The following is a 21,438-nucleotide window of genomic DNA, read 5'->3' as shown; positions in this document are numbered from 1 at the left end:
CCCCGCCAAGGGCTCGATGAAGACCAAGATCAAGCGCGCCGGGTGGGACAACGCCTTCCTGCTCTCCATGCTCGGCCATATGCGATAGCCCTGCCTCCATGGGGGAGGGAGGATCGCCGCTCGGCGGCGAGACGGGTGGGGCTGGCCGCTACCGCTTCTTCATACTGCCCAGGATGCCGCGCATCAGCTCGCGGGCGATGGTGCTGCCCGCCTGGCGCAGCAGCGACTTAGTGAAAGCCTCGCCCATCGACTGGCGGTTCGACGCCCGCGGCCGCGGCGCGGCCGGCGCGCGGCCGCGCGGCGCGGGGGCCGGGGCCGGCTGTCCGCCCCACGGCGAGGCCGGCGTCTGGGCGGCCTCGGTGGCCGCCGCCGCCCGCGCCTTCAGCATCTCGTAGGCGCTCTCGCGGTCCTTGACGGTGTCGTAGAGCCCGCGCACCGGGCTCTGGGCCATGATCGCCGCCCGCTCGGCCGGGGTGATCGGCCCCAGGCGCGAGACCGGCGGCCGGATCAGCGTCTTCTGCACCACGGTCGGGGCGCCCCTCTCGTCGAGCACGCTGACCAGGGCCTCGCCGACGCCCAGCCCCTGGATCGCCTCGGCCGTGTCGAAGGCCGGGTTGGCGCGGAACGAGTTCGAGGCCGCCTTCAGCCCCTTCTGCTCGGTCGGTGTGTAGGCTCGCAGCGCGTGCTGGATGCGGTTGCCCAGCTGGCCCAGCACGGTCTCGGGAATGTCGGCCGGGTTCTGGGTCACGAAATAGACCCCGACGCCCTTGGAGCGGATCAGCCGCACCACCTGCTCGACCTTCTCCAGCAGCGGCTTGGGCGCGTCGCGGAACAGGAGGTGCGCCTCGTCGAAGAAGAACGCCAGCCGCGGCTTCTCCGGATCGCCGACCTCGGGAAGTTCCTCGAACAGCTCGCTCATCAGCCACAAGAGGAAGGTGGCGTAGAGCCGGGGGCTGGCGATCAGCTTGTCGGCGGCTAGGATGTTCACATAGCCGCGGCCCGCGCCGTCGGTGCGCATGATGTCGGACAGCTGCAGCGCCGGCTCGCCGAAGAAGCCCCCGCCGCCCTGGTCCTCCAGCACCAGCAGCTTGCGCTGGATGGTCGCCACGGTCGCCGGCGAGACGTTGCCATACTTGGCGCCCAGCTCCTTGGCGTTCTCGGAAGCGAAGGTCAGCGCCGCCTGCAGGTCCTTCAGGTCCAGCAGCAGCAGGCCCTCGTCGTCGGCGGCGCGGAACACCACCGTCAGCACGCCCTCCTGCACGTCGTTCAGGTCGAGCATCCGCGAGATCAGCAGCGGCCCCATCTCCGACACCGTCGCGCGGATTGGATGGCCCTGCTGGCCGAACAGGTCCCAGAACACCGTCGGGGCGGCCTGCGGATTGAGCGTCAGCCCCATCAGCTTGGCGCGCTCCTCGAACTTGGCGTTCGGCGTTCCCGGCTCGGCCACCCCGCAGAGGTCGCCCTTCACGTCGGCGGCGAACACCGGCACGCCGGCGTCGGACAGCCCCTGGGCCAGCACCTGCAGCGTCACGGTCTTGCCGGTCCCCGTCGCCCCGGCGACCAGGCCATGGCGGTTGGCCCGGTTGAGCAGGAGGTTTTCGAGGTGATCCGAGAAACCGATCAGGACGCCGTCGGACATGGGGAGCTCCGCAAGGTTCGTATCCGGCGAAGCTAGCGGGCCGGACGCCCCACGGCGATAGGCTTTCACTTCACCAAGTGTCTCCGCGCCCGGTCTTCGGCCATCCGCGCGAATGGATCCCCGACAGCCGCCAACGCGGCTTCCGGGATGACGCTTGGACTTTGCCCACAGGCATTCCGTCGCGTTCCTGAACGATGTTCACGAAAACTCATTGCCGAATTTTCTGCGGAACCGGTGAGGATAAACCGCAGGAGCACGTCTTATCGGCATAGACACTCCCCACGCCGGTCGAACCGGGGTAGGGATGGTCGAAATTGACGCGGCAGGCTCCGACACTGACAGTCTCGGGGAACCACCACCGCAAAAAGATCTCATGTCCGTCCGAGCTTCAGAGTCCCACACGGTCCGCGTCTCACTCGTCATCCTGGCGGTGATCGCGACCGGTCTTGCCCTCTACCTGCTGCGGGGCATCCTCACCCCCCTGGCGCTCGCCGTGTTTCTGGCCGTGATGGTCGACGGCTTCGCGCGGGTGATCCGCCAGTACATGCCCTGGGTCAGCGAAAAGGCGGCGCTGCCGGTGGCCATCGTGCTCTCGGTTCTGCTGTTCGGCGCGTCCGGTGTGATCATCGCCGAGAACGCCACCACATTCGTCGGTCAGCTGGTCACCTACACCCCGCGGCTCAACAACCTGATCGCCCAGATCGCCGGCCTGTTCGGCATGGACGTGCCGCCGACCATCAGCGACCTGCTGAATCAGCTGAACCCGAGCGCCTACCTGGCCAACTTCGCCAAGGGCCTGCAGGGCTTCGCCTCCGACGCCTTCTTCATCCTGATCTATCTGGGCTTCATCATCGCCTCGCGGCGCGGCTTCCAGCGCAAGGTGGTCGGCCTCTTCCCGCACCATGCCGAGCGCAACGAGGCGATGACCGCCTTCCACCGCATCCGCGACGGGGTCGAGCAGTACCTCTGGGTCCAGACGGTCACCGGCCTGATCATCGCCATCGCCTCGTGGATCGCGATGATCGCGGTCGGCCTCGACAATGCGGTGTTCTGGGCCTTCCTGATCTTCATCGCCTCGTACATTCCGGTGATCGGCGGCGCGGTCGGCATCCTGGCCCCGCCGGTCTTCGCCCTCATCCAGTTCGAGAGCTTCTGGCCGGCGATCATCCTGCTCGGCGTGCTGCAGGCCATTCAGTTCGTGGTCGGCAACATCATCCTGCCGCGCATGCAGGGCGACAGCCTGAACATGGACCCGATCGTCGTGCTGCTCAGCCTGGCCCTCTGGGGCCTGATCTGGGGCATGACCGGGATGTTCCTCTCCACCCCGCTCACCGTCATGGCGATGGTGATCCTCGCCCAATTCGACGGCACCCGCTGGCTGGCGGTGCTGCTGTCGGCCGACGGCCAGCCCGAGAAGCTCCGCGGCCGCCCGGTCGCCGCGCCGACCGAAAAGCCGGTCGCCAAACGCACCCGCCCACCGTCACGCAAGCGTGAAACCAAAGACTGAAAATCAAGGCCTTCAACTTGTTCGCTTCCTCCCTATCTAAGGTCCGTTCGGGCGCCCCCCGAATTCAAGGCGGCTCCGGCCGCTGCGAGCCCCAAGCGCTCCGCCTTCCCCCCCAAGGCGAAGCCACGCGCCGCCGGACTCTCTCCTCCGGCGGCGCCCTCGCATCGGGGGCCGTCCGATGAGCAAGCGACCCAAGCTGACGAGCGCCCAGCGCGCCCTGGTCACGGCCTTCACCGCCCTGGCCGGCGACGACCCCGCCGCGGGCGCCTTCATCGCCCAGGCCGCCGAAGACGCCGCGCCGGACGAACTGCCCGAGCTGCCGGGCAAGGCCCTCGCCGCGCAACTCGCCGACTTCTGGGCCTTCGCCGCGACGCGCAAGGGCGCCGCCCCCGTCATCCGACTGGTCCCGGTCGAAGGCGCCCCGGCGCTCGAACGCCTGGAGATCCTCCAGGACGACGCCCCGTTCCTGGTCGACAGCGTGATGGGCGAGATCGCCGATCAGGGCCTGTCGGTCCGCGCCATGTTCCACCCGGTCGTCGAGGTCGCCCGCGACAAGAAGGGCGCACGCCTGGCCGAGGGTTCGCCTCGCCGGGAATCCATGATCCAGGTCATCCTCGAACGCGTCGGCGCCGACCGCGAGCCCGCCCTCCTGGAGGGCGTGCGCGCTGCGCTGGCCGACGTCGGCGCGGCGGTCGACGACTTCCCCGCCATGCTCGAACTGATGGCCCGCACCATCGGCGAACTGCAGGACGCCCCCGCCGGCCCGACCCGCGACGAGGATCTCGAGTTCCTCCGCTGGCTGCACGACGAGCACTTCGTCTATCTCGGCGCCCGCGTCTACGAATACCCGCGCCTGAAGGACGGCGGCTACGCCAAGGAAGAGCCGCTGTTCCAGCCGCAGGACGGCCTGGGCGTGCTGCGCGATCCGGCCCGCACCGTGCTGCGCCGCTCCTCCGAGCCGGCCCTGCTGACCGCCCAGGTCCAGGCTAGCCTCGATTCCGATCCGGTCATCGTCGCCAAGTCGAACCTGCGCTCGCGCGTCCATCGCCGCGGCTACATGGACTATGTGGGGGTCAAGCGTTACGGCGCCGACGGCAAGCCCTCGGGCGAGATCCGCTTCGTCGGCCTGTTCACCGCCGAGGCCTATGACGAGCCGGCCCACGCCGTGCCGCTGATCCGCGCCAAGGTCGCCGCCGTCCTCGCCCGCGCCGGCAAGGCCCCGGGCAGCCACAACGAAAAGCGCCTGCGCAACATCCTGGAGACCTATCCCCGCGACGAGCTCTTCCAGGCCTCGGAAGACGACCTGCTGGCCGCCGCGCTCGGCATCCTGCACCTCTACGACCGCCCGCGCGTGCGGCTGTTCGAGCGCCGCGACCCGTTCGACCGCTTCGCCTCGGTGCTGCTGTTCGTCCCGCGTGACCGCTACGATTCCGACCTGCGCCAGCGCGCCGGCGAGATCCTGGCCGAAGCCTATGGCGGCCGCGTCTCGGCCTACTATCCGGCCTTCAACGACAGCCCCCTGGCCCGCGTCCACTTCATCATCGGCGTCCAGCCCGGTCACCACGCCGAGCCGAACCTGAAGTCGCTGGAAGCCCAGATCGCGGCCGCCGCCCGCACCTGGGAAGACCGCTTCGCCGCCGCCGTCCGCGCCTCGGGCCGGGCGACGGCGCAGGTCGCCGACATGGTCGCGCGCTACGCCGAGGCGTTCACCGCCGGCTATCGGGAGCGCTACGACGCCGAAGAAGCCCTCGCCGACATCGCGGTCTTCGAGAGCCTCAAGCCGGGCGAGAACGTGCGCATCCGCGCCTTCCGCCGCGCCGCCGACTCCAAGACCCAGCTGCGCTTCAAGCTATACCATCCCGGCTCCCCCGCGCCGCTCGCCGACGTGCTGCCGATCCTCGAGAACATGGGCCTCAAGGCCATGGTCGAGAGCGGCTACCCGGTGATGCCGGCCGGCGGCCGCCGCGTCTATGTCCACGAGTTCGAACTCGACGACCAGCACGGCGAGCACCTGGTGTTCGAGGACGTGAAGACCGCCTTCGAGGACGCCTTCACCGCCGTCTGGACCGGAGCCACCGAGAGCGACGGCTTCAACCGCCTGGTGCTGGAGCTGTCGATCTCGTGGCGCGAGGCGGCGCTGATCCGCGCGCTCGCCCGCTATCGCCAGCAGTCCGGCCTCGACCCCAGCCAGCGGGTCCAGGAGACCGCGCTCTCCAACCATCCGGGCGTCGCGCGGCTGATCCTCGACCTGTTCCGCGCCAAGTTCGATCCGGCCACTGGCGCCGACCTGCCCACGCGCACGGCCCAGGCCGTGGCGGTGATGGACGAGATCGTCCAGGCCCTGCAGCAGGTCGACAGCCTCGACGACGACCGCGTGCTGCGCCGCCTGGCGCTGCTGGTCGGCGCGATCAAGCGGACCAACTACTACCAGCTCGACGAGGCCGGTCAGCCCAAGCCCTACATCAGCTTCAAGGTCGCCTCGGGCGAGCTCGCCGACCTGCCGCTGCCCAAGCCCTATCGCGAGATCTTCGTCTGGGCGACGCACATCGAGGGCGTCCACCTGCGCTTCGGGCCCGTCGCCCGCGGCGGGCTGCGCTGGTCCGACCGCCGCGACGACTTCCGCACCGAGGTGCTCGGCCTGGTGAAGGCCCAGCAGACCAAGAACGCGGTGATCGTGCCGGTCGGCTCCAAGGGCGGCTTCTATCCCAAGCAACTGCCCAAGGGCGGCGCGCCGGACGTGATCCGCGCCGAGGCGGTCCGCGCCTACACCACCTTCCTCTCGGGCCTGCTCGACATCACCGACAACCTCGATCCCGAGGGCAAGGTGGTCCATCCGGCCGGCGTGATCGCCCATGACGGCGACGACCCCTATCTCGTGGTGGCCGCCGACAAGGGCACCGCGACCTTTTCGGACATCGCCAACGGCATCGCCGACTCCTACGGCTTCTGGCTGGGCGACGCCTTCGCGTCCGGCGGTTCGGCGGGCTACGACCACAAGGAGATGGGCATCACCGCCCGCGGGGCCTGGGAAGCGGTCAAGCGCCACTTCCGCGAGCTCGGCAAGGACATCCAGTCCGAACCGTTCACCGTGGTCGGCGTCGGCGACATGTCCGGCGACGTGTTCGGCAACGGCATGCTGCTGAGCCAGCAGACCCGCCTGCAGGCCGCCTTCGACCACCGCCACATCTTCCTCGATCCCGATCCCGATCCGGCGACCTCCTACGCCGAGCGCCAGCGCATGTTCGAGCTGCCGCGCTCGTCCTGGGACGACTACGACCGCAAGAAGATCTCCAAGGGCGGCGGCGTCTTCGCCCGCAGCCTGAAGTCGATCCCGCTCAGCAAGGAAGTGAAGGCTATGCTCGGCGTCGAGGCCGACAGCCTCGCCCCGTCCGAGCTGATGACCGCCATCCTCAAGGCCCCGGCCGAGCTGCTCTATCTCGGCGGCATCGGCACCTATGTGAAGGCCGCGCGCGAAACCAACGCCGAGGCCGGCGACAAGGCCAACGACGCCATCCGCATCAACGGCGCCGACCTGCGGGTCAAGGTCGTCGGCGAGGGCGCGAACCTCGGCCTGACCCAGGCCGGCCGCATCGAGTTCGCGCTGCGCGGCGGGCGGGTCAACACCGACGCCATCGACAATTCCGCCGGGGTCGACTCGTCGGACCACGAGGTCAACATCAAGATCCTCACCGGCATGCTGGAGCGCACCGGGGTCCTCGACCGCAAGAAGCGCGACAAGCTGCTGAAGTCGATGACCGACGACGTCGCCGACCACGTGCTCGACCACAACTACGACCAGACCCTGGCGCTCTCGCTGATGGACCTGGACGCGGCCGGCGAGCTTGAACCTCACGCCCGCTACATGGCCCACCTGGAGGCCCGCGGTCAGCTCGACCGCGCGGTCGAGGGCCTGCCCGACGTCGCCGTCATCGCCGAACGCCGCCAAGCCGGAAAGGGCCTGACCCGTCCGGAAGAGGCGGTGCTGCTGGCCTACGGCAAGCTGGAGCTGAAGGGCGACATGGCCACGAGCCCGGTCGCCGACGACCCCTATTTCGAGGACCTGCTGGAAGGCTACTTCCCCAAGGGGTTGCGCAAGTACGACGATGCCCTGCGCCGTCACCGCCTGCGCCGCGAGATCATCGCCACCGTCGTCGCCAACGACGCCATCAACCGCTGCGGCCCGTCGTTCCCGACCCGGCTGATGGCGGCGGCGTCCTGCGACGTCACCGCCTTCGTCACCGCCTACGAGGCGGCCAAGGCGGTGCTCGGCGTGCCGGCCGCCTGGGACCAGGTCTCGGCCCTCGACGGCAAGATCCCGGCCGCCGGCCAGATGGCCCTCTATCGGCGCCTGGCCTACACCCTGCGCGGCGAGACCTTCTGGCTCGCCCGCCGCGCCGCCCGCGGCGGCCAGGGCGTCGAGGCCCTGGTCAAGCGCTACGGTCCGGGCGCTGCGACCTTGAAGAAGCTGGTGCCGGATATCCTCTCCAGCGTCGAGCGCGAGCGCCTGGAAGCCCAGGTTGCGCGTCTGACCGACGCCGGCGCGCCGGAGGCCCTGGCCCGCCAGGTCGCCGGCCTCCAGCCGCTGACCGTCGCCGTCGACCTCGTCGACCTCGCCGAGGCCTCGAACTGGAAGCTGGAGGCGGCCGCCCGCCTCTATCACCAGGTCGGCGCAGCCTTCGCCTTCGACCGCCTGCGCGCCGCCGCCGGCGGCTTCACGGCCGGCGACGCCTTCGAGCGCACCGCCGTCCGGCGTCTGGTCGAGGATCTGCTGGCCGAACAGGCGGCCGTCACCCGCGCGGTGATGGCCTATGCCGACGACGCCAAGGCCGGCGCCGACGACGAGGCCGCCAAGGCCGCCATCGCCGCCTGGACCGCCGAGCGCCGCGACGTCGCCCTCGCCGCCCGCAAGGCGGTCGAGGAGATCGAGGCCTCCGGCGGGGCCTGGTCCTTCGCCAAGCTCACCATCGCCAACGCGGCGCTGCGCGAACTGGCCAACGTCGAAGCGAAGTAACGCGTCGCACCTTCGGACCAACAAAAACGCCGCGGATCCTCCGATCCGCGGCGTTTCTCTATCTGTCATCCCGGTTTCGGCGCAGCCGAAGACCGGGACCCATGAACACCTGATCTCGCAAGCCCCGGCGGGGCCGCGCCCCTTCCGCGCACTCGGCGCGAATGGGTCCCGGTCTTGCTGCGCAAACCGGGATGACACTCGGATCTAGGTCCTCCCCTCTCGGGGAGGGTGGATCGCAGCGCAGCCGCGAGACCTAGGGAGCCTGCTGACTCAGCGGTGCGCCGCTGCGCGCCGCTGATCCCCACCCAACCTCTCCCCTCAGGCGGGGAGAGGAATGCGCGTCCCTAGTGCCGGAACACCCGCACGCCGGTGAACACCATGGCGATGCCGCGCTCGTCGGCCGCCTCGATCACCTTGTCGTCGCCGATGGACCCGCCCGGCTGGATCACCGCCGTGCAGCCGGCGTCCGCCGCCTGCAGCAGCCCGTCCGGGAACGGGAAGAAGGCCTCCGAGGCGCAGGCCGAACCCTTGAGGTCCAGGCCGAAGTCGGCCGCCCGCAGCGCCGCGATCCGGGCCGAGTCCTTGCGGTTCATCTGGCCGGCGCCGACGCCCAGGGTCTGGCCGTTCCGCGCATAGACGATGGCGTTCGACTTCACGTGCTTGGCGATGGTGAAGGCGAACAGCATGTCGCGCACTTCCTCGTCGGTGGGCGCGCGCTTGGTCACCACCTTCAGGTCGGCCGCCGTCAGGTTGGCGGTGTCGCGGCTCTGCACCAGGAAGCCCCCGGCGACCGAGCGGAAGGTGTCGCCGGCCGCATGCGGGTCGGGCAGGCCGCCGGTCGTCAGCAGCCGCACGTTCTTCTTCTTGCGGAACAGCGCCACCGCCTCTTCGTCGGCGTCCGGCGCGATCACCACCTCGGTGAACACCTCCAGCACCTTGGCCGCCGTGGCCGCGTCCAGCTTGCTGTTGAGCGCGACGATGCCGCCGAAGGCGCTGGTCGGGTCGCAGGCCAGGGCCCGCTCGTAGGCCTCGGCCAGGCTGGCGCCCGTGGCCACGCCGCAGGGATTGGCGTGCTTGATGATCGCGCAGGCCGGAGCCGCCTTGGGGTCGAACTCGGCGATCAGCTCATAGGCCGCGTCGGTGTCGTTGATGTTGTTGTAGCTGAGCTCCTTGCCCTGCAGCTGCTTGGCGGTCGCCACGCCGATCCGCGGATTGGCGAAGCGGTAGAACGAGGCCTTCTGGTGCGGATTCTCGCCATAGCGCATGGTCTGCACCAGCTCGCCGGCATAAGCCTTGCGGCGCGGCGCCTCCTCGCCCAGCGCCTGGGCGAACCAGGCCGAGATCGCCGCGTCGTAAGAGGCGGTGCGGGCATAGGCGCGGGCGGCCAGGGTCTTGCGCAGGGCCAGCGAGGTCGAGCCCGCTTCCTTCAGCTCCGCCAGCACCTCCTCCAGGTCGGCGATCTCCGTGCAGATCGCGACATAGCCGTGGTTCTTGGCGGCCGAGCGGACCATGGCCGGCCCGCCGATGTCGATGTTCTCGACGCAGTCCTCGAAGGTCCCGCCCTTCGCGACCGTCGCCTCGAACGGATAGAGGTTCACATAGACGATATCGATCGCCCCGATGCCGTGGTCGGCCATCGCCTTGGCGTGCTCGGCCGCGTCGCGAACCCCCAGCAGGCCGCCGTGCACGATCGGATGCAGGGTCTTCACCCGCCCGTCCATCATCTCCGGGAAGCCGGTCAGCTCCGAGACGTCCTTCACCGCCAGCCCGGCGTCAGCGATCGCCGCGCGGGTGCCGCCGGTCGAGACCAGCTCCACGCCGGCCGCGGCCAGCGCCTTGGCGGCCTCGATCAGGCCGGTCTTGTCGGAGACCGAGATCAGAGCGCGCTTGGGAACGACGCGGTCGGGAGCGGGCGGGAAATTCGGGGCGGCGGGCACGGCGCAGTCTCCTTCGAAGGGTTCAAAAAGGAAAATGCCCAGGCGAGCGGCGTGATGAGGTCCCGCGCTCCCCGGTGGTCGCCCACCTTAGATTTCGCCAGTCACACGGAACGCCGCCGACTTAGGCCCCCCACGCCCCACGGTCAATGCGGCGAATCCCTCCGCTGTCATCGCGGGACCTACCCCGCCGCCGGGGCCGCGCTCGCCAGTTTCCAGCGCAGCTTGGCGCCGCTCTCGGCCCGGGCCTGGCCGCGCAGCACGACGTGCTGGGTGCGGCGCGGCTTGCCGTCCTGGAAGTAGACGCCGGTCTCGATGTCGGCCGATTGCGCGTCGTTGCGCAGCCACCAGCCGTGGTCGTCGTCGCCGCCGCGCAACAGCACGCTCTTGCCGTCCCGCGCCAGGCTGGCGCTGACGTCTGGGTGCACATGGAAGCGGACCTTGAACGGAATGAACCGCCGGCCGGCCTCGCCCATGTCGCCCTGCTTGACCGGGACCAGCATGTCCTCGCCGCGCAGCTCGTCGGCGACCAGGTCGAGATAGAGCCGCCGCTCGTGGCGCAGGCCGAAGCGCCGGGCCCAGCCGTCGTGCGCCAGCTCCAGCCAGAGCGCCTGCTCGGTCTCGTAGCGGCGCGCCTCGACATGTTCGTAGGCTCCCACCAGCCGCGGGCCCAGGGCGGCGGCGCGGAAACCGCGCAGCGGCTCGCCGCAAGCCTCGTCTGAGATCGACAGGGTCGAGGAGGCGTCGACCAACCGCAGCGCCTGCGGGCCGGCCGCTTCCGGCGACCAGGCGCTGGCCGCGATCAGCCGGCGGCCGTCGGCCAGCACCTCCATGGCCAGCGGCTGGGCGCAGGCGGTGACGCTCCACGCGCCAGCCGCGGGCGGTGCGGCGTCAGCCAAGATCTGCAGGCTCTTGCCTTCCAGCCGGTGATAGCCGTTGCGGGAAGCCGGCGGCTTGGCGGCCGCGCCGCTCTGGCCGGCCTTGGCGGCCGCGACATAGGCCCGGGTGCCGGCCTCGCCGCCCTGCAGCTCCGGCAGCGCCCCGTCGGCCAGGGTGAAGAACCGCACCGCCCCGGCCAACCGGTCGATGGCGCGCATCATCTCCTCGGGGGCCGGCCGGCCGCGCTGCTCGAGCGCGTCGTCCAGGCTGCGCAGGTCGAACAGCAGTTCCAGCGCCGCGCGCGGGCAGCGGCTGGCGTGGCCGCCGTCGGGCGCGACGCTGACCGGCAGCGCTTTGACCAGCCGCATCAGCCCATGCTTCATCAAGAGCTCGCCGGCCTCGCCGCCCAGCGCGGCCCCGGCCAGGGCCGCGGCGCACGCCCGCTCGGCCGCCCGCGCCGGGCCGTCGGCGACCGACAGCAGCTGCCGCGCCTGCCGCGCCAGGTCCTGGGCGATCAGGCCCGCTTCCATGTCCGAGGCCCCGTCGCAGATCGCCTTGGCCCCGCACGCCAGATGCAGCACGCGCCGCTCCAGCACCTCGGGGCTCCAGGAGAACGCGTTCCACTTGCCGAACAGCCCGCGCCAGTCGAGCGTCAGCCGCAAAGCCTCGGTCGCGCCCTCGCCGCCCAGCGCCAGCAGGTCGCGCATCCAGTCGAAGCCGTGCAGCCCGACCGCGAAGCCATGGCTTGGGCTCGGGCGGTCCCAGGGATCGCCGCCGGGCCCGATTTCCATGACCACGCCGGCGAAGGTGAACCGGCCGGCCAGGATCTTCCGACCCGCTTCGGCGTCGGCCGGACGCCAGTCGCGCGGCGCGACGGCCAGCCCCTGCGGACGCGGCCGCGCCAGCAGCGCACGGTGCAGCGGCGAGCCGGCCCAGTCTCGCCGGACCTGGCGCACCACGCCGGCCGCCAGGGCCTGACCCCAGAGGCCGGCTGGATGTTTCGGAATCCTCGGGGGCGCCGCCGCCACCCGGTCAGCCGCCCTTCAGCGCGCGGATGTTCTCGGCGTACTTGGCGGGACCGCCCTTGAACACCGCCGTGCCCGCCACCAGCGCGGTGGCGCCGGCCGAGACGCAGAGCGGCGCGGTCTCCGGGGTGACCCCGCCGTCGACCTCCAGCTCGATGTGCTTGCCGCTGGCGTCGATCATCTTGCGCAGCGCTTCGATCTTGCGCAGCTGCGAGTGCATGAACTTCTGGCCGCCGAAGCCGGGGTTGATCGACATCACCAGGATCAGGTCGATCTCGTCCATCATCCACTGGATGACGCTGGGATCGGTCGACGGGTTGAACACCACGCCGGCCTTGGCGCCCAGTTCGCGGATGCGCTTCAGGGTGCGGTTCAGGTGCGGGCCGGCCTCGGGGTGCACGCTGATATAGTCGGCGCCGGCCTCGCGGAACGCTTCCAGGTACGGGTCGGCCGGGGCGATCATCAGGTGGACGTCGAACGGGATCTTCGCGTGCGGCCGCAGCGCCTTCACGATGTCGGGACCCAGCGTGATGTTCGGCACGAAATGGCCGTCCATGACGTCGACATGCACCCAGTCGGCGCCGGCCGCTTCGATGGCCGCGACCTCTTCGCCGAGCTTGGCGAAGTCCGAGGCCAGGATGGACGGGGCGATGATCGGTGCGGTCATGGTCTTCGACTTAGCCAAGGGTGGAGTTCGGGACAAGGTTGTCTGGGCGACTAAACTTCGCGTCGCAGGCGAGCGACGTAGAAGCCGTCCTGCCCGCCGGGGCGATGATGCGGCAGCAGCCGCAGGGTTCCGTCGGCCAGCAGGCTGGCCTCCGGCGCCCCGCCTTCGCCCGGCGCGGCCGGGGCCAGCTTGAAGTCGCCATGCCGGCTCAGGAAGGCGGCGATCTGCGCCTCGCCCTCTTCCGGCTCCAGCGAGCAGACGCAGTAGACCAGCCGTCCGCCCGGCTTCACCCGCCGCGCGGCCGAATCCAGCAGCCGGCTCTGCACGCCCGCCAGGGCCGCCACGTCGCTCGGGCGCGCGGCCCACAGCACGTCCGGATGGCGGCGATAGGTTCCGGTGGCGCTGCACGGCGCGTCCAGCAGCACGGCGTCGAAGGTCCGCGCATCGTCCCAGTCCCCGGCCTCGGCGGCGACGATCTCGGCGCTCAGCCCCATGCGGTCGAGGTTTTCCTTCACGCGCGTCAGCCGCGCGGCCGAGCGGTCGACCGCCACGACCTGCGCGCCGGCCGCGGCCAGCTGCAGGGTCTTGCCGCCGGGCGCGGCGCAGAGGTCGAGCACGCTTTCGCCGGTCTGCACGTCCAGCAGCCGGGCCGGGATCGCCGCGCTGGCGTCCTGCACCCACCAGGCGCCTTCGCCATAGGCCGGCCAGGCCGCGACGTCGCCCTTGCGGGCCGTGCGCAGGGTCGGACCGGGCAGGATCTCGGCTTCGAGTTCGCCGGCCAGCCGCTCGGCGTCGGCCGCGGACTTCAGGGAAAGATCGGTGGCCGGCTCGTCGGCGATCAGAGCGGCCATGGCCAGCGCCGCCTCGGCTCCGAACGCCGCGCTCCAGCGGGCCAGCAGCCACGGCGGGCAGAGCGCGTCGGGCGCGTTCAGGTCCGGCGGCTCGCGCAGCAGGCCGCGCAGCACGCCGTTGACCAGCCCCTTGAAGGCGCGGGTCGAGGAATGGCTCGCGGCCAGGTCGACGCTGGTGGTCACCGCCGCGAAGGCCGGCGTCTCCAGCACGAAGGCCTGGGCCAGGCCGATCCGCAGGATGTTGACCACGCCGTCGGGCGGCGGCTTGGCCAGCCGGCCCTGCAGGGCGCGGTCGATGGGGCCCAGCCGGCGCAGCGTGGCCATGGCCAGCGCCATGGCGAAGCCGCGGTCGCGGGGCTCGAGATTGCGGAAGGCGGGGCGGGTCAGCGCCTCGTCCAGCCCGGCGCGGCGGGCCAGGGCGGAGGCGAGAATGTCGATGGCGGCCCGGCGGGCGGGCAGGCCGATGTCACGGTCTTCGGTCACCGGCGGTGCGTGCCCTCATTGGGCCCGCGATGCAAGACGCAGGTTGGCGCAGGCCCGGCGAAGCGCTTGGCTCCGCCGGGCCGCCAAGGTGCTTAGAAGCGCTTCGTCACCTGGATCCCGAAGGTCCGGGGCTCGTTGACGAAGGCGGTCAGGTTGTTGAAGTCGATGGCGCCGATGACGTTCGCCTCGTCGGTCATGTTGCGGACGTAGAGCGCCGCTTCCAGACCCAGTTCCGGCGCACGCCAGCCCGCGCGGGCGCCGCCTTCGAAGGCGGTGTCCTGTTGGAACTCGACCGATTCATAGAGGAACAGGTTGAAGTTCTTCTGCAGGACCCAGTCGGTCGAGGCGAACAGCTGCGCGCCGCTCGAAAGGGTGTGCACCCAGTCCAGCGCGATGTTGGCGGTGTATTCCGGCGCCTGCGGGAACGGGTTGCCGTTGATGTTGGCGCGGCGGGTCGTGCCGACGTTCACGATCGGATCGGTGACGGTGCAGTTGGCGCCGCAGAACGCCACCAGCAGGTTGCTGTCCTTGATCTCGGTGTGGTTCCAGGCGAACCCGCCGGTCAGGTTGAAGCCCGCGCCGAGATAGACGTCGCCGTCGATTTCGACGCCGTAGCCCTCGCCCTTGTCGGCGTTGATCAGCTGGTTGAAGTTGCCCTCGCCGCCGATCGCGGTGAACTGCGGGTCGGTGACTTCGTAGAAGTAGGCGGTGGCGTTCAGGCTGGCGCGGCGCTCCCAGAGGCGGGCCTTGAAGCCGGCTTCGTAGGACATCACGGTTTCGGAGTCGGCGGTGGTCACCACGTTCGAGGTGGCGATCCGGCCCTGGATCGACGGGCCGCGATAGCCCTTGGCCACGCGCGCGAAGAGGTTCAGGTCGTCGTTGACCTCATAGAGGGCGCTGACGTCCCAGCTCAGCTGCTCGTCGCCGACCGCCTTGGTCACGTCCAGCGGCGCGCCCAGCGTGCGCTGGCCGCGGAAGTCGCGGCTGTCGTCGGTGTAGCGCAGGCCGGCCGTCAGCTTCAGGGCGTCGTTGACCTGATAGTAGCCCTGGCCGAACACCGACCAGGAGTCCGACTCCTGCACGATGTCGGTGACGATGGTCGGCTGCAGGCCGCCGACGCCGTTGAAGGTCGCCGAGATCAGGTTGAAGCGCTCTTCCCAATAGAAGGCGCCGACCTGCCAGCCGAACGCACCGTCGCCGTTCGAGGCCAGGCGCAGCTCGTAGGTGTCCTGCGTCAGATCGCTGTCCAGGGTGCCGGTCTCGGAGTTAAACGGCGTCTTCCAGGGCGCGCCGGCCGGGGCCGAGGCCACGCCGCCGTCGATGTCGCCGTCGCCGGCCGAGGCGCCCCAGTAGCGGGCGGCCACGCCGGTCAGGGTCGCCGGACCGAAGTCGTAGGCCACCTTCAGCGAGCCCGAGCGGGTCTTCTGCTTCTGGAAGTTGTTGCGGCCGCCGTCATAGTAGACGCGCTCGCGATCGAAATTGGCGTTCAGCTCGTTGGAGCCCTTGGTCAGCACGTTGGCGCGGTTCATCGTGCCGGTGCCTTCGTAGTCGCGGGCCTGCAGGGTCAGCAGGGTCGACAGACGCTCGGTCGGGGCCCAGGCGACGTGCACGCGGCCGGCGCGGTCGTCGAACTCGCCCAGGTCCTTGCCGTTCGGGTCGGCGAAGGCCGGGCTGTACATGTTGTCGACCCAGTCGTCGCGATGGTTCCACAGGCCGGCGACGCGGACCTGCAGGGTGTCGCTGACCGGGATGGTCACGCCGGTCTCGGCGCGCACGGCGCCCAGGTTGCCCATGGCCAGCGAGCCGAAGCCGCCGAACTCGACGCCCGGCTTGACGGTGTCGATCTTGATCACGCCGGCCGGGGTGTTGCGGCCGAACAGCGTGCCCTGCGGGCCGCGCAGCACTTCCAGCTGCTGGACGTCGAACAGCGGGAAGCCCTTCAGGAAGACGTTCTCCAGCACCACGTCGTCGAGCACGACCGAGACCGGCTGCGAGGCGTTGAAGTCGAAGTCCACGTTGCCGAGGCCGCGGATGTAGAAGCGCGGGGCGTAGCGGCCGTTCGAGCTTTCGACCTGCAGGCTGGGCACGCGGGCGGTCATCGACAGGATGTCGCCGCCGCCGGCGGCGACTTGCGCCAGCTTCTGCTCGGTGACCGCGGTGACCGCGAACGGCACGTCGCGGATGTTCTCGCTGCGGCGCTGGGCCGTCACCACGATGTCTTCGACGGTGTAGGCGGCGTCGGCGGTGTCCGCCGTTTGCGACAGGGCGGGCGTGGAAACGAGAAGAGCCAGGCCGCTGACCGTGCAGGCCAACGCGCCGAGACGACGTGACATCAGTATATCCCCGAGGTTTGGATTATGGGCGCCGCCCTACGTTGCAGCGCAAAAAAGAGCCAACACAAAACGGCGTTCGACTCGTGAAATTTTCAAGACGTGACCGCAATCACGCATTGCGGCGTCCCGCCGCGCATTGCCTGTGCGTCGAATTGGTGGAAATCAGGTCCCGTGTCCCAGCCTCATTACCTCACCGACCGCCGCCGTCTGCTCGCCGCGGCCGTCGGGCTCGCCGCAGCGCCGCTGCTGAGCGGCTCGGCCTTCGCCGCCCCCCGCGGCCGTCTGGTCGGGCGCGTGCTGGCGATGTCCGACCTGCATTCGGCCTATGAGCGCACGGGCCAGCTGCTGGCCGCCCTCGCCGCCGAGGTCGCCGCCCACAAGGCGCCGCATGTCATCGCCGTCGACGGCGACGTCTTCGAGCACGGCAACGTCGCGGCGGTGCGCTCCGGCGGCGAGATCGACTGGGCTTTCCTCGCCGCCCTGCCGAAGATCGCCCCGACCGTCGTCAACCTCGGCAACCACGACAACGACATCACCCCAGACCTCGCCGAGGTCGTCGCCCGCATGCGCAGCCTAGGCCTGGCCGTGGTCAGCAACATCGTCGATGCGCGCACCGGCGCCCCCTTCGCCCCGGCCCAGGCCGACCTGCCGCTCGGCAAGCGCACCCTGCGCGTGGTCGGCGTCGGGACCAATTCGATCAACACCTATCCGGCCGCCAGCCGCCCGACGCTGCAGATCCCGGTTCCGGGCGAGTGGGCTCGCGACCACCTCGCCCGCTCGCTGTCCGGCGCCGATCTGGTCATGGTCCTGAGCCACGCCGGCGTCGCTCCCGACCGCGAGATCCTGCCGCTGCTGCCGGACGGGACGCTGATGATCGGCGGCCACAACCACCTGCTGTTCCAGCACCGCCAGGGGTCCAGCCTCTATGTCCACACCGGCTCGTGGAGCAACGCCTACACCGCCGTGGCTCTGTACGCCGCCGGTCCGGGGGACGCGGTCTCGGTCCCGGTCGCCCTCGACGGCCCGATCGCCCCGGCGCTCTCCGAACTGATCCCCGCCGTCCTCGCCCGCACCCTGACCGACGAGGAGCGCGCGATCCTCGGAACCTCGCCCGCCGCCCTCTCGCTCGGCGACACCGGCCGCGCCGTGGCCGCCGCCATGGCCCGCGCCGCCGGCGCCGACGCCGGCTTCATCGGCCACACCACGCTTGGGACCGGCCTGCCGGCCGGCCCGGTCTCGCGCCACGCCTTCGACGCCGTGGTCCGCTTCGAGGGCAAGCTGATGGTCGCCGAGGTCCCGCGCGATCGTCTCGCGAAGTTCCTGGCCCGCGCCAACCAGGACCGCCCGATGCCGCTCGATCAGCGCAACGGCGACTTCCTCTACGGCGAGCAGGTCGCCGCCCCGACCGGCGACGTCGTCCGCATCGCCACCACCGACTGGAACGCCATGAACCAGGGCGAATACTTCGGGGCCAAGGACCTGGCCTTCCGCGAAATCGAAGGCCTGCGCCTCAAGGCGGTGGCGGCGAAGGGTTTGCTGGGCGGAGAGACCTGACTTCCGCCGCTCGGATCAGTCAGGGAAGGTCTCGACGTGGGTCTGAGCCGTGCGGCCGAGATAGACCGCGCGTCGGCCTAAGAACGACACCACATAACCCGTACAGCCGGCCGCCGCGGCCTTCTCGCAAAAGCCCGTGTAGGTGTAACCGTCGACCTGCTGCTGGGCCTCGCGCACCGCGGCCTGCATCCGCGCGCTGTCCAGTTCCGGGGCGATCGGCGTGGTGATGCGATGGGTTTCCAGGTCGAGGCTCCGCCCATCCGGCAGATAATAGGTCGCCCGCGCACGCCGGAAGTCGATCGCATAGCTCTCGAAGCCGGCCTCGATCAGCGTCCCGACGATCTGCGGAAAGGTCATCGCATTGTGTTCCGCGCCGTCGAGACAGGCCTGAGCGGTCTTGCGCTGATGGTCGTTCATCGGAGTGGCTCCCTGGGCTCAATCGGTGGGGACGGCGGCGATGCGGTTCTGCTGCGCGAGACGCCGTAGCAGCGCCTCCAGCCCCGCCCGCTCGGCGGCCGTCAGGGCGTCGAAGAACTCGGCGTCGTTGCGGTCGGCCAGTTCCGCCAGCCGCGGCAGCAATGTCGCGCCGCGCTCGGTCAGGCAAAGCGTCTGGGCGCGGCGGTCGCTGGCGCTGGCGGCGCGGGCCACCAGGCCCTTGGCGATCAGCCGGTCGGCCAGCTTGGTCACCGCGCCGCGCGTCATCGTCAGGTTTTCAGCCAGCCGGCTCGGCGACGTCGGGGCCTGGCCGTACAGCCCGCGCATCAGGCACCACTCGGCCACAGTCACGCCCTGCTCGGCCAGCTTCTGGGAAAAGGCCTGCGATACGTGGTTCGACACCATCCGCAGCCAGAACCCCAGGTGCGCCGTCAGCTCGGAAACCTCTACCGCCATCGCCGCCTCGATTTCGTTGACTAGGAAACTATATGGATATGAATTCCTAGTCAACCAACTGCTTGCGGGCGGTCGCTGGCGCCCGGGCGGAGGAACCTCTATCTCCCTCTCATGAGCGAACCGCCCAACGCCGCCCCGGGGAAGGTGCTGACCCCCGCCGCCCGCCGCGCCCTGGAAGAGGCCGCCGCGCGTCATGCCGCCGAACAGGAGCGCCAGGCCCGCGAGGCCGAGCTCGGCGGCCCCTCCGGTCCCGAGCCGACCCGCTTCGGCGACTGGGAGCGCAAGGGCATAGCGGTTGATTTTTAACCCTTAGGGTTCCCGCGACAGGCGCAAACCGTCGCGTTGCACCCGCGCCCCGCCTAGACTGCCGCCGACAGGTTTCGAACGCGGAGACGACGATGCGGCGATCGACCGGCATGATCATCGGCCTGGCCCTGGCGGCCGCCGGCGCGGCGCAGGCCCAGCCCGCGCCGCAAAACCATACGCCCCGCTTCGCGGCTCCGGGCGAGGCGCCTCAGCCCTACATGCCGCAGGGCCAGGCGCCGCAGGACTTCCGGCCCGCCCCGCAATACCAGCCCGCCCCCCAGCAGGCGCCCGGCCCGCAAGCCTATGGCCCATCCGGGCCCCAGGGCGGTACGCCGCCGAACTACGAGTCCTGGGGCGACGACCAGAACGGCGGCTATCGCTACAGCTGGGGCGATCCGAACGGGCCCGACTACTACGAGGAAGAGTTCCGTCGCCACGCGGTGGGCCCGGAGGTCTACCAGCCGCCGGCCTACGACTACTCCCAGGCCTACGCGCCGCCGACGCCCTGCAGCTGCGGCGGTTATGGCGGCTACGAGATCCCGACCTACGGCTACGCCTCGCAGAACTACGGCTGGCCCGGCCAAGGCTGCTGCGCCGCCGGCGGCGGCGGCGAGGTCAGCTACGCCTCCTCGTCCTCCAGCTGGTCCAGCGGGGTCGGCGGCTATCTGGCCGACGGGGTCTGGCCCGGCGGGTATTGGCCGGGCGGGTACTGGAACGGCGGCTACATGCCGGACGGCCGCTTCGTCGGCATGCGGCGCTGGGACTACGACAGCGGCTGGCGCACCCTGCCCGGCCGCCCGGTGGTCGCCCCGCGCTGATCCCTAACGGTCACCCCGGCTTTGGCGCGGCCGAAGACCGGGATGACACTGACGTCAAACCCCCGCCATCTCGCCGGCCACCCGTAGGGCGGCCGCATGCGGGTCGTTGGCCGCAGTGATCGGGCGGCCGCAGACGATGTGGCTGGCGCCGGCGCGCAGGGCGTCGGCCGGGGTCGCCGCGCGCGCCTGGTCGTTCTTGGCCGACCAGTCGGGACGCACGCCGGGCGTGACGACCAGGAAGTCCTTGCCCCCCAGCTTGCGGGCCAGTTCGGCCTCATGCGGGCTGGCGATCACCCCGTCGGCGCCGGCGGCGATGGCGTGGTGAATGCGGCGCTCGACCAGCGAGCGGGCGGTTTCATTGAACCCCATCTCGATGAGGTCGGCGTCGGTCAGGCTGGTCAGGACCGTCACCCCGAGAATCTTCAGGTTCGAGCGGCCGCGCCCCTGCACCGCGGCCTTCAGCACCTGCGGTTCGGCGTGGACGGTCAGGAAGTCGCAGCCGGTCTCGGCCAGCACCGCGGCCGAGCGCTGGACCGTGGTGCCGATGTCGTGGAGCTTCCAGTCGAGGAACACCTGCTTGCCCTGGGCCTTCAGCTCCTGGGCCAGGGTCATGCCGCCGCCGGTGGCGAACAGTTCCAAGCCCACCTTGTAGAAGCTGACCGACTCGCCCAGCTGCTCGACCAGGGCGCGGGCCTCGGCCACGGTCGGCACGTCCAGCGGGACGATCAGGCGCGGGTCGGCGCGCACGGGGGCTTCGATGACGGCCATGGCGGCGTCCTTTCAGGCAGACGCGCGCCTCCGCGGCGGGCGGTCGGCGGGCGTGGCGAATTGGGCTAAGAAGCCTGCATGAGCCAGTGGGACTTCGCCGTCAACTTCTTCGTCGCCCTGTTCGCGCTGATCGACCCGATCGGCAACGTCCCGCTGTTCGCGGCGGCGACCAACGGCGTGAAGTCCAAGGATGCGCGGCTGATCTCGGTCTACATCGCGCTGTTCGTGCTCGGCTTCCTGACCTTCTTCTACTTCTCGGGCCTGTCGCTGCTCGAGTTCTTCGGCATCTCGCTCCCGGCCTTCCGCATCGCCGGCGGGGTGATCCTGTTCCTGCTCGGCCTCGAGATGGCCCGCGACGACTTCACCGCCGCCTTCGCCGGGGCCGCCGACGAGGAGACCCCGGTCGGCGAGGGCCGCGCCAACGCCCGCCGCCGCTTCGAGCGGATGATCGTCCCGTTCGCCATGCCGCTGCTGATCGGCCCTGGCGCGATCTCGACCGTGGTCATCTACGCCAGCGAGGCCAAGCAGTTCGGCCTCGCCGGCGCCGCGGTCGGGGTGGCGGTGATCGCCGCCCTTTCGATCGTGACCATGCTGATCTTCTGGGCGACGCCGCTGATCAGCCGACTGCTGGGTCGAATCGGCCTGACCATCGTGGTCCGGGTGCTGGGCCTGATCCTCTGCGCCCTGGCCGTGCAGTTCATCATCGCCGGCATCGCGGAGTCGACCGCCGGCGTCATCCTGCGCGAAGCCGCCGCGCCCTACGCGAAGTGAT

15 protein-coding genes and 1 riboswitch are annotated in these 21,438 nt (G+C 70.5%); of the genes, 6 read left to right on the top strand and 9 right to left on the bottom strand.

Annotated elements, in window-relative coordinates; translation table 11 throughout:
• Positions 1 to 148: 148 nt before the first annotated feature.
• A complete protein-coding gene (locus tag GGQ61_RS17455; protein WP_183775635.1) occupies positions 149 to 1,639 on the bottom strand; it encodes a helicase HerA-like domain-containing protein in 1,491 nt (496 codons plus the stop codon).
• A 373-nt stretch (positions 1,640 to 2,012) separates the two neighbouring features.
• On the opposite strand from GGQ61_RS17455, the gene GGQ61_RS17450 reads away from it, so the two are divergent.
• Positions 2,013 to 3,146, top strand: coding sequence for an AI-2E family transporter (locus GGQ61_RS17450; protein WP_183775632.1), 1,134 nt, complete (start codon positions 2,013 to 2,015; stop codon positions 3,144 to 3,146).
• A gap of 178 nt (positions 3,147 to 3,324) precedes the next feature.
• Positions 3,325 to 8,157, top strand: a complete 4,833-nt coding sequence (locus tag GGQ61_RS17445; protein WP_183775630.1) for an NAD-glutamate dehydrogenase — start codon at positions 3,325 to 3,327, stop codon at positions 8,155 to 8,157.
• A gap of 344 nt (positions 8,158 to 8,501) precedes the next feature.
• On the opposite strand, the gene purH is transcribed toward GGQ61_RS17445, so the two are convergent.
• From purH to GGQ61_RS17420, 5 genes are all read right to left on the bottom strand, one after another.
• Positions 8,502 to 10,094 carry a bifunctional phosphoribosylaminoimidazolecarboxamide formyltransferase/IMP cyclohydrolase gene (gene purH, locus GGQ61_RS17440; protein ID WP_183775627.1) on the bottom strand — a complete coding sequence of 531 codons (1,593 nt, stop codon included), beginning with the start codon at positions 10,092 to 10,094 and terminating at the stop codon, positions 8,502 to 8,504.
• A 29-nt stretch (positions 10,095 to 10,123) separates the two neighbouring features.
• Positions 10,124 to 10,209: riboswitch (ZMP/ZTP riboswitch) on the bottom strand.
• A gap of 64 nt (positions 10,210 to 10,273) precedes the next feature.
• Complete coding sequence (locus GGQ61_RS22655; protein ID WP_183775625.1) at positions 10,274 to 11,998, bottom strand: heparinase II/III domain-containing protein; 1,725 nt, start codon at positions 11,996 to 11,998, stop codon at positions 10,274 to 10,276.
• A gap of 4 nt (positions 11,999 to 12,002) precedes the next feature.
• The gene (rpe, locus tag GGQ61_RS17430; RefSeq protein ID WP_183775622.1) at positions 12,003 to 12,662 is read right to left on the bottom strand and encodes a ribulose-phosphate 3-epimerase; all 660 of its coding nucleotides are present in this window, start codon (positions 12,660 to 12,662) and stop codon (positions 12,003 to 12,005) included.
• A 50-nt stretch (positions 12,663 to 12,712) separates the two neighbouring features.
• Positions 12,713 to 13,996: a transcription antitermination factor NusB gene (locus GGQ61_RS17425; protein WP_183775620.1), complete on the bottom strand. Its 1,284-nt coding sequence runs from the start codon at positions 13,994 to 13,996 to the stop codon at positions 12,713 to 12,715.
• A gap of 92 nt (positions 13,997 to 14,088) precedes the next feature.
• Positions 14,089 to 16,329 (bottom strand): TonB-dependent receptor, encoded by a 2,241-nt coding sequence (locus tag GGQ61_RS17420; RefSeq protein WP_183775618.1) that lies wholly within the window; start codon positions 16,327 to 16,329, stop codon positions 14,089 to 14,091.
• Between the two features lie 171 nt (positions 16,330 to 16,500).
• Here GGQ61_RS17420 and GGQ61_RS17415 point away from each other — a divergent pair, with 171 nt between their 5' ends.
• Complete coding sequence (locus GGQ61_RS17415) at positions 16,501 to 17,883, top strand: metallophosphoesterase (RefSeq protein WP_343056178.1); 1,383 nt, start codon at positions 16,501 to 16,503, stop codon at positions 17,881 to 17,883.
• Between the two features lie 15 nt (positions 17,884 to 17,898).
• Here GGQ61_RS17415 and GGQ61_RS17410 read toward each other — a convergent pair whose 3' ends face one another.
• On the bottom strand, positions 17,899 to 18,300 hold the full coding sequence (locus tag GGQ61_RS17410; RefSeq protein WP_183775616.1) for a DUF1398 domain-containing protein: 402 nt from the start codon (positions 18,298 to 18,300) through the stop codon (positions 17,899 to 17,901).
• Positions 18,301 to 18,318: 18 nt separating this feature from the next.
• Positions 18,319 to 18,774, bottom strand: coding sequence for a MarR family winged helix-turn-helix transcriptional regulator (locus tag GGQ61_RS17405; protein ID WP_183775614.1), 456 nt, complete (start codon positions 18,772 to 18,774; stop codon positions 18,319 to 18,321).
• 111 nt (positions 18,775 to 18,885) lie between these two features.
• On the opposite strand from GGQ61_RS17405, the gene GGQ61_RS17400 reads away from it, so the two are divergent.
• Positions 18,886 to 19,080: a DUF1674 domain-containing protein gene (locus GGQ61_RS17400; RefSeq protein WP_183775612.1), complete on the top strand. Its 195-nt coding sequence runs from the start codon at positions 18,886 to 18,888 to the stop codon at positions 19,078 to 19,080.
• Between the two features lie 92 nt (positions 19,081 to 19,172).
• On the top strand, positions 19,173 to 19,898 hold the full coding sequence (locus tag GGQ61_RS17395; protein ID WP_183775609.1) for a hypothetical protein: 726 nt from the start codon (positions 19,173 to 19,175) through the stop codon (positions 19,896 to 19,898).
• Positions 19,899 to 19,952: 54 nt separating this feature from the next.
• Here the strand turns inward: GGQ61_RS17395 and pyrF are convergent, their stop codons facing one another.
• Complete coding sequence (pyrF, locus tag GGQ61_RS17390; RefSeq protein WP_183775719.1) at positions 19,953 to 20,645, bottom strand: orotidine-5'-phosphate decarboxylase; 693 nt, start codon at positions 20,643 to 20,645, stop codon at positions 19,953 to 19,955.
• Between the two features lie 99 nt (positions 20,646 to 20,744).
• Here pyrF and GGQ61_RS17385 point away from each other — a divergent pair, with 99 nt between their 5' ends.
• Positions 20,745 to 21,437 carry a MarC family protein gene (locus tag GGQ61_RS17385; protein ID WP_183775607.1) on the top strand — a complete coding sequence of 231 codons (693 nt, stop codon included), beginning with the start codon at positions 20,745 to 20,747 and terminating at the stop codon, positions 21,435 to 21,437.
• Position 21,438: the final 1 nt, after the last annotated feature.

Origin of the sequence: Phenylobacterium haematophilum, assembly GCF_014196295.1 — a bacterium.
Taxonomy (GTDB): Bacteria; Pseudomonadota; Alphaproteobacteria; order Caulobacterales; family Caulobacteraceae; genus Phenylobacterium; species Phenylobacterium haematophilum.
Note: the sequence above shows the minus strand (reverse complement) of the source record. Positions and strands in the feature narration are given on the sequence as shown.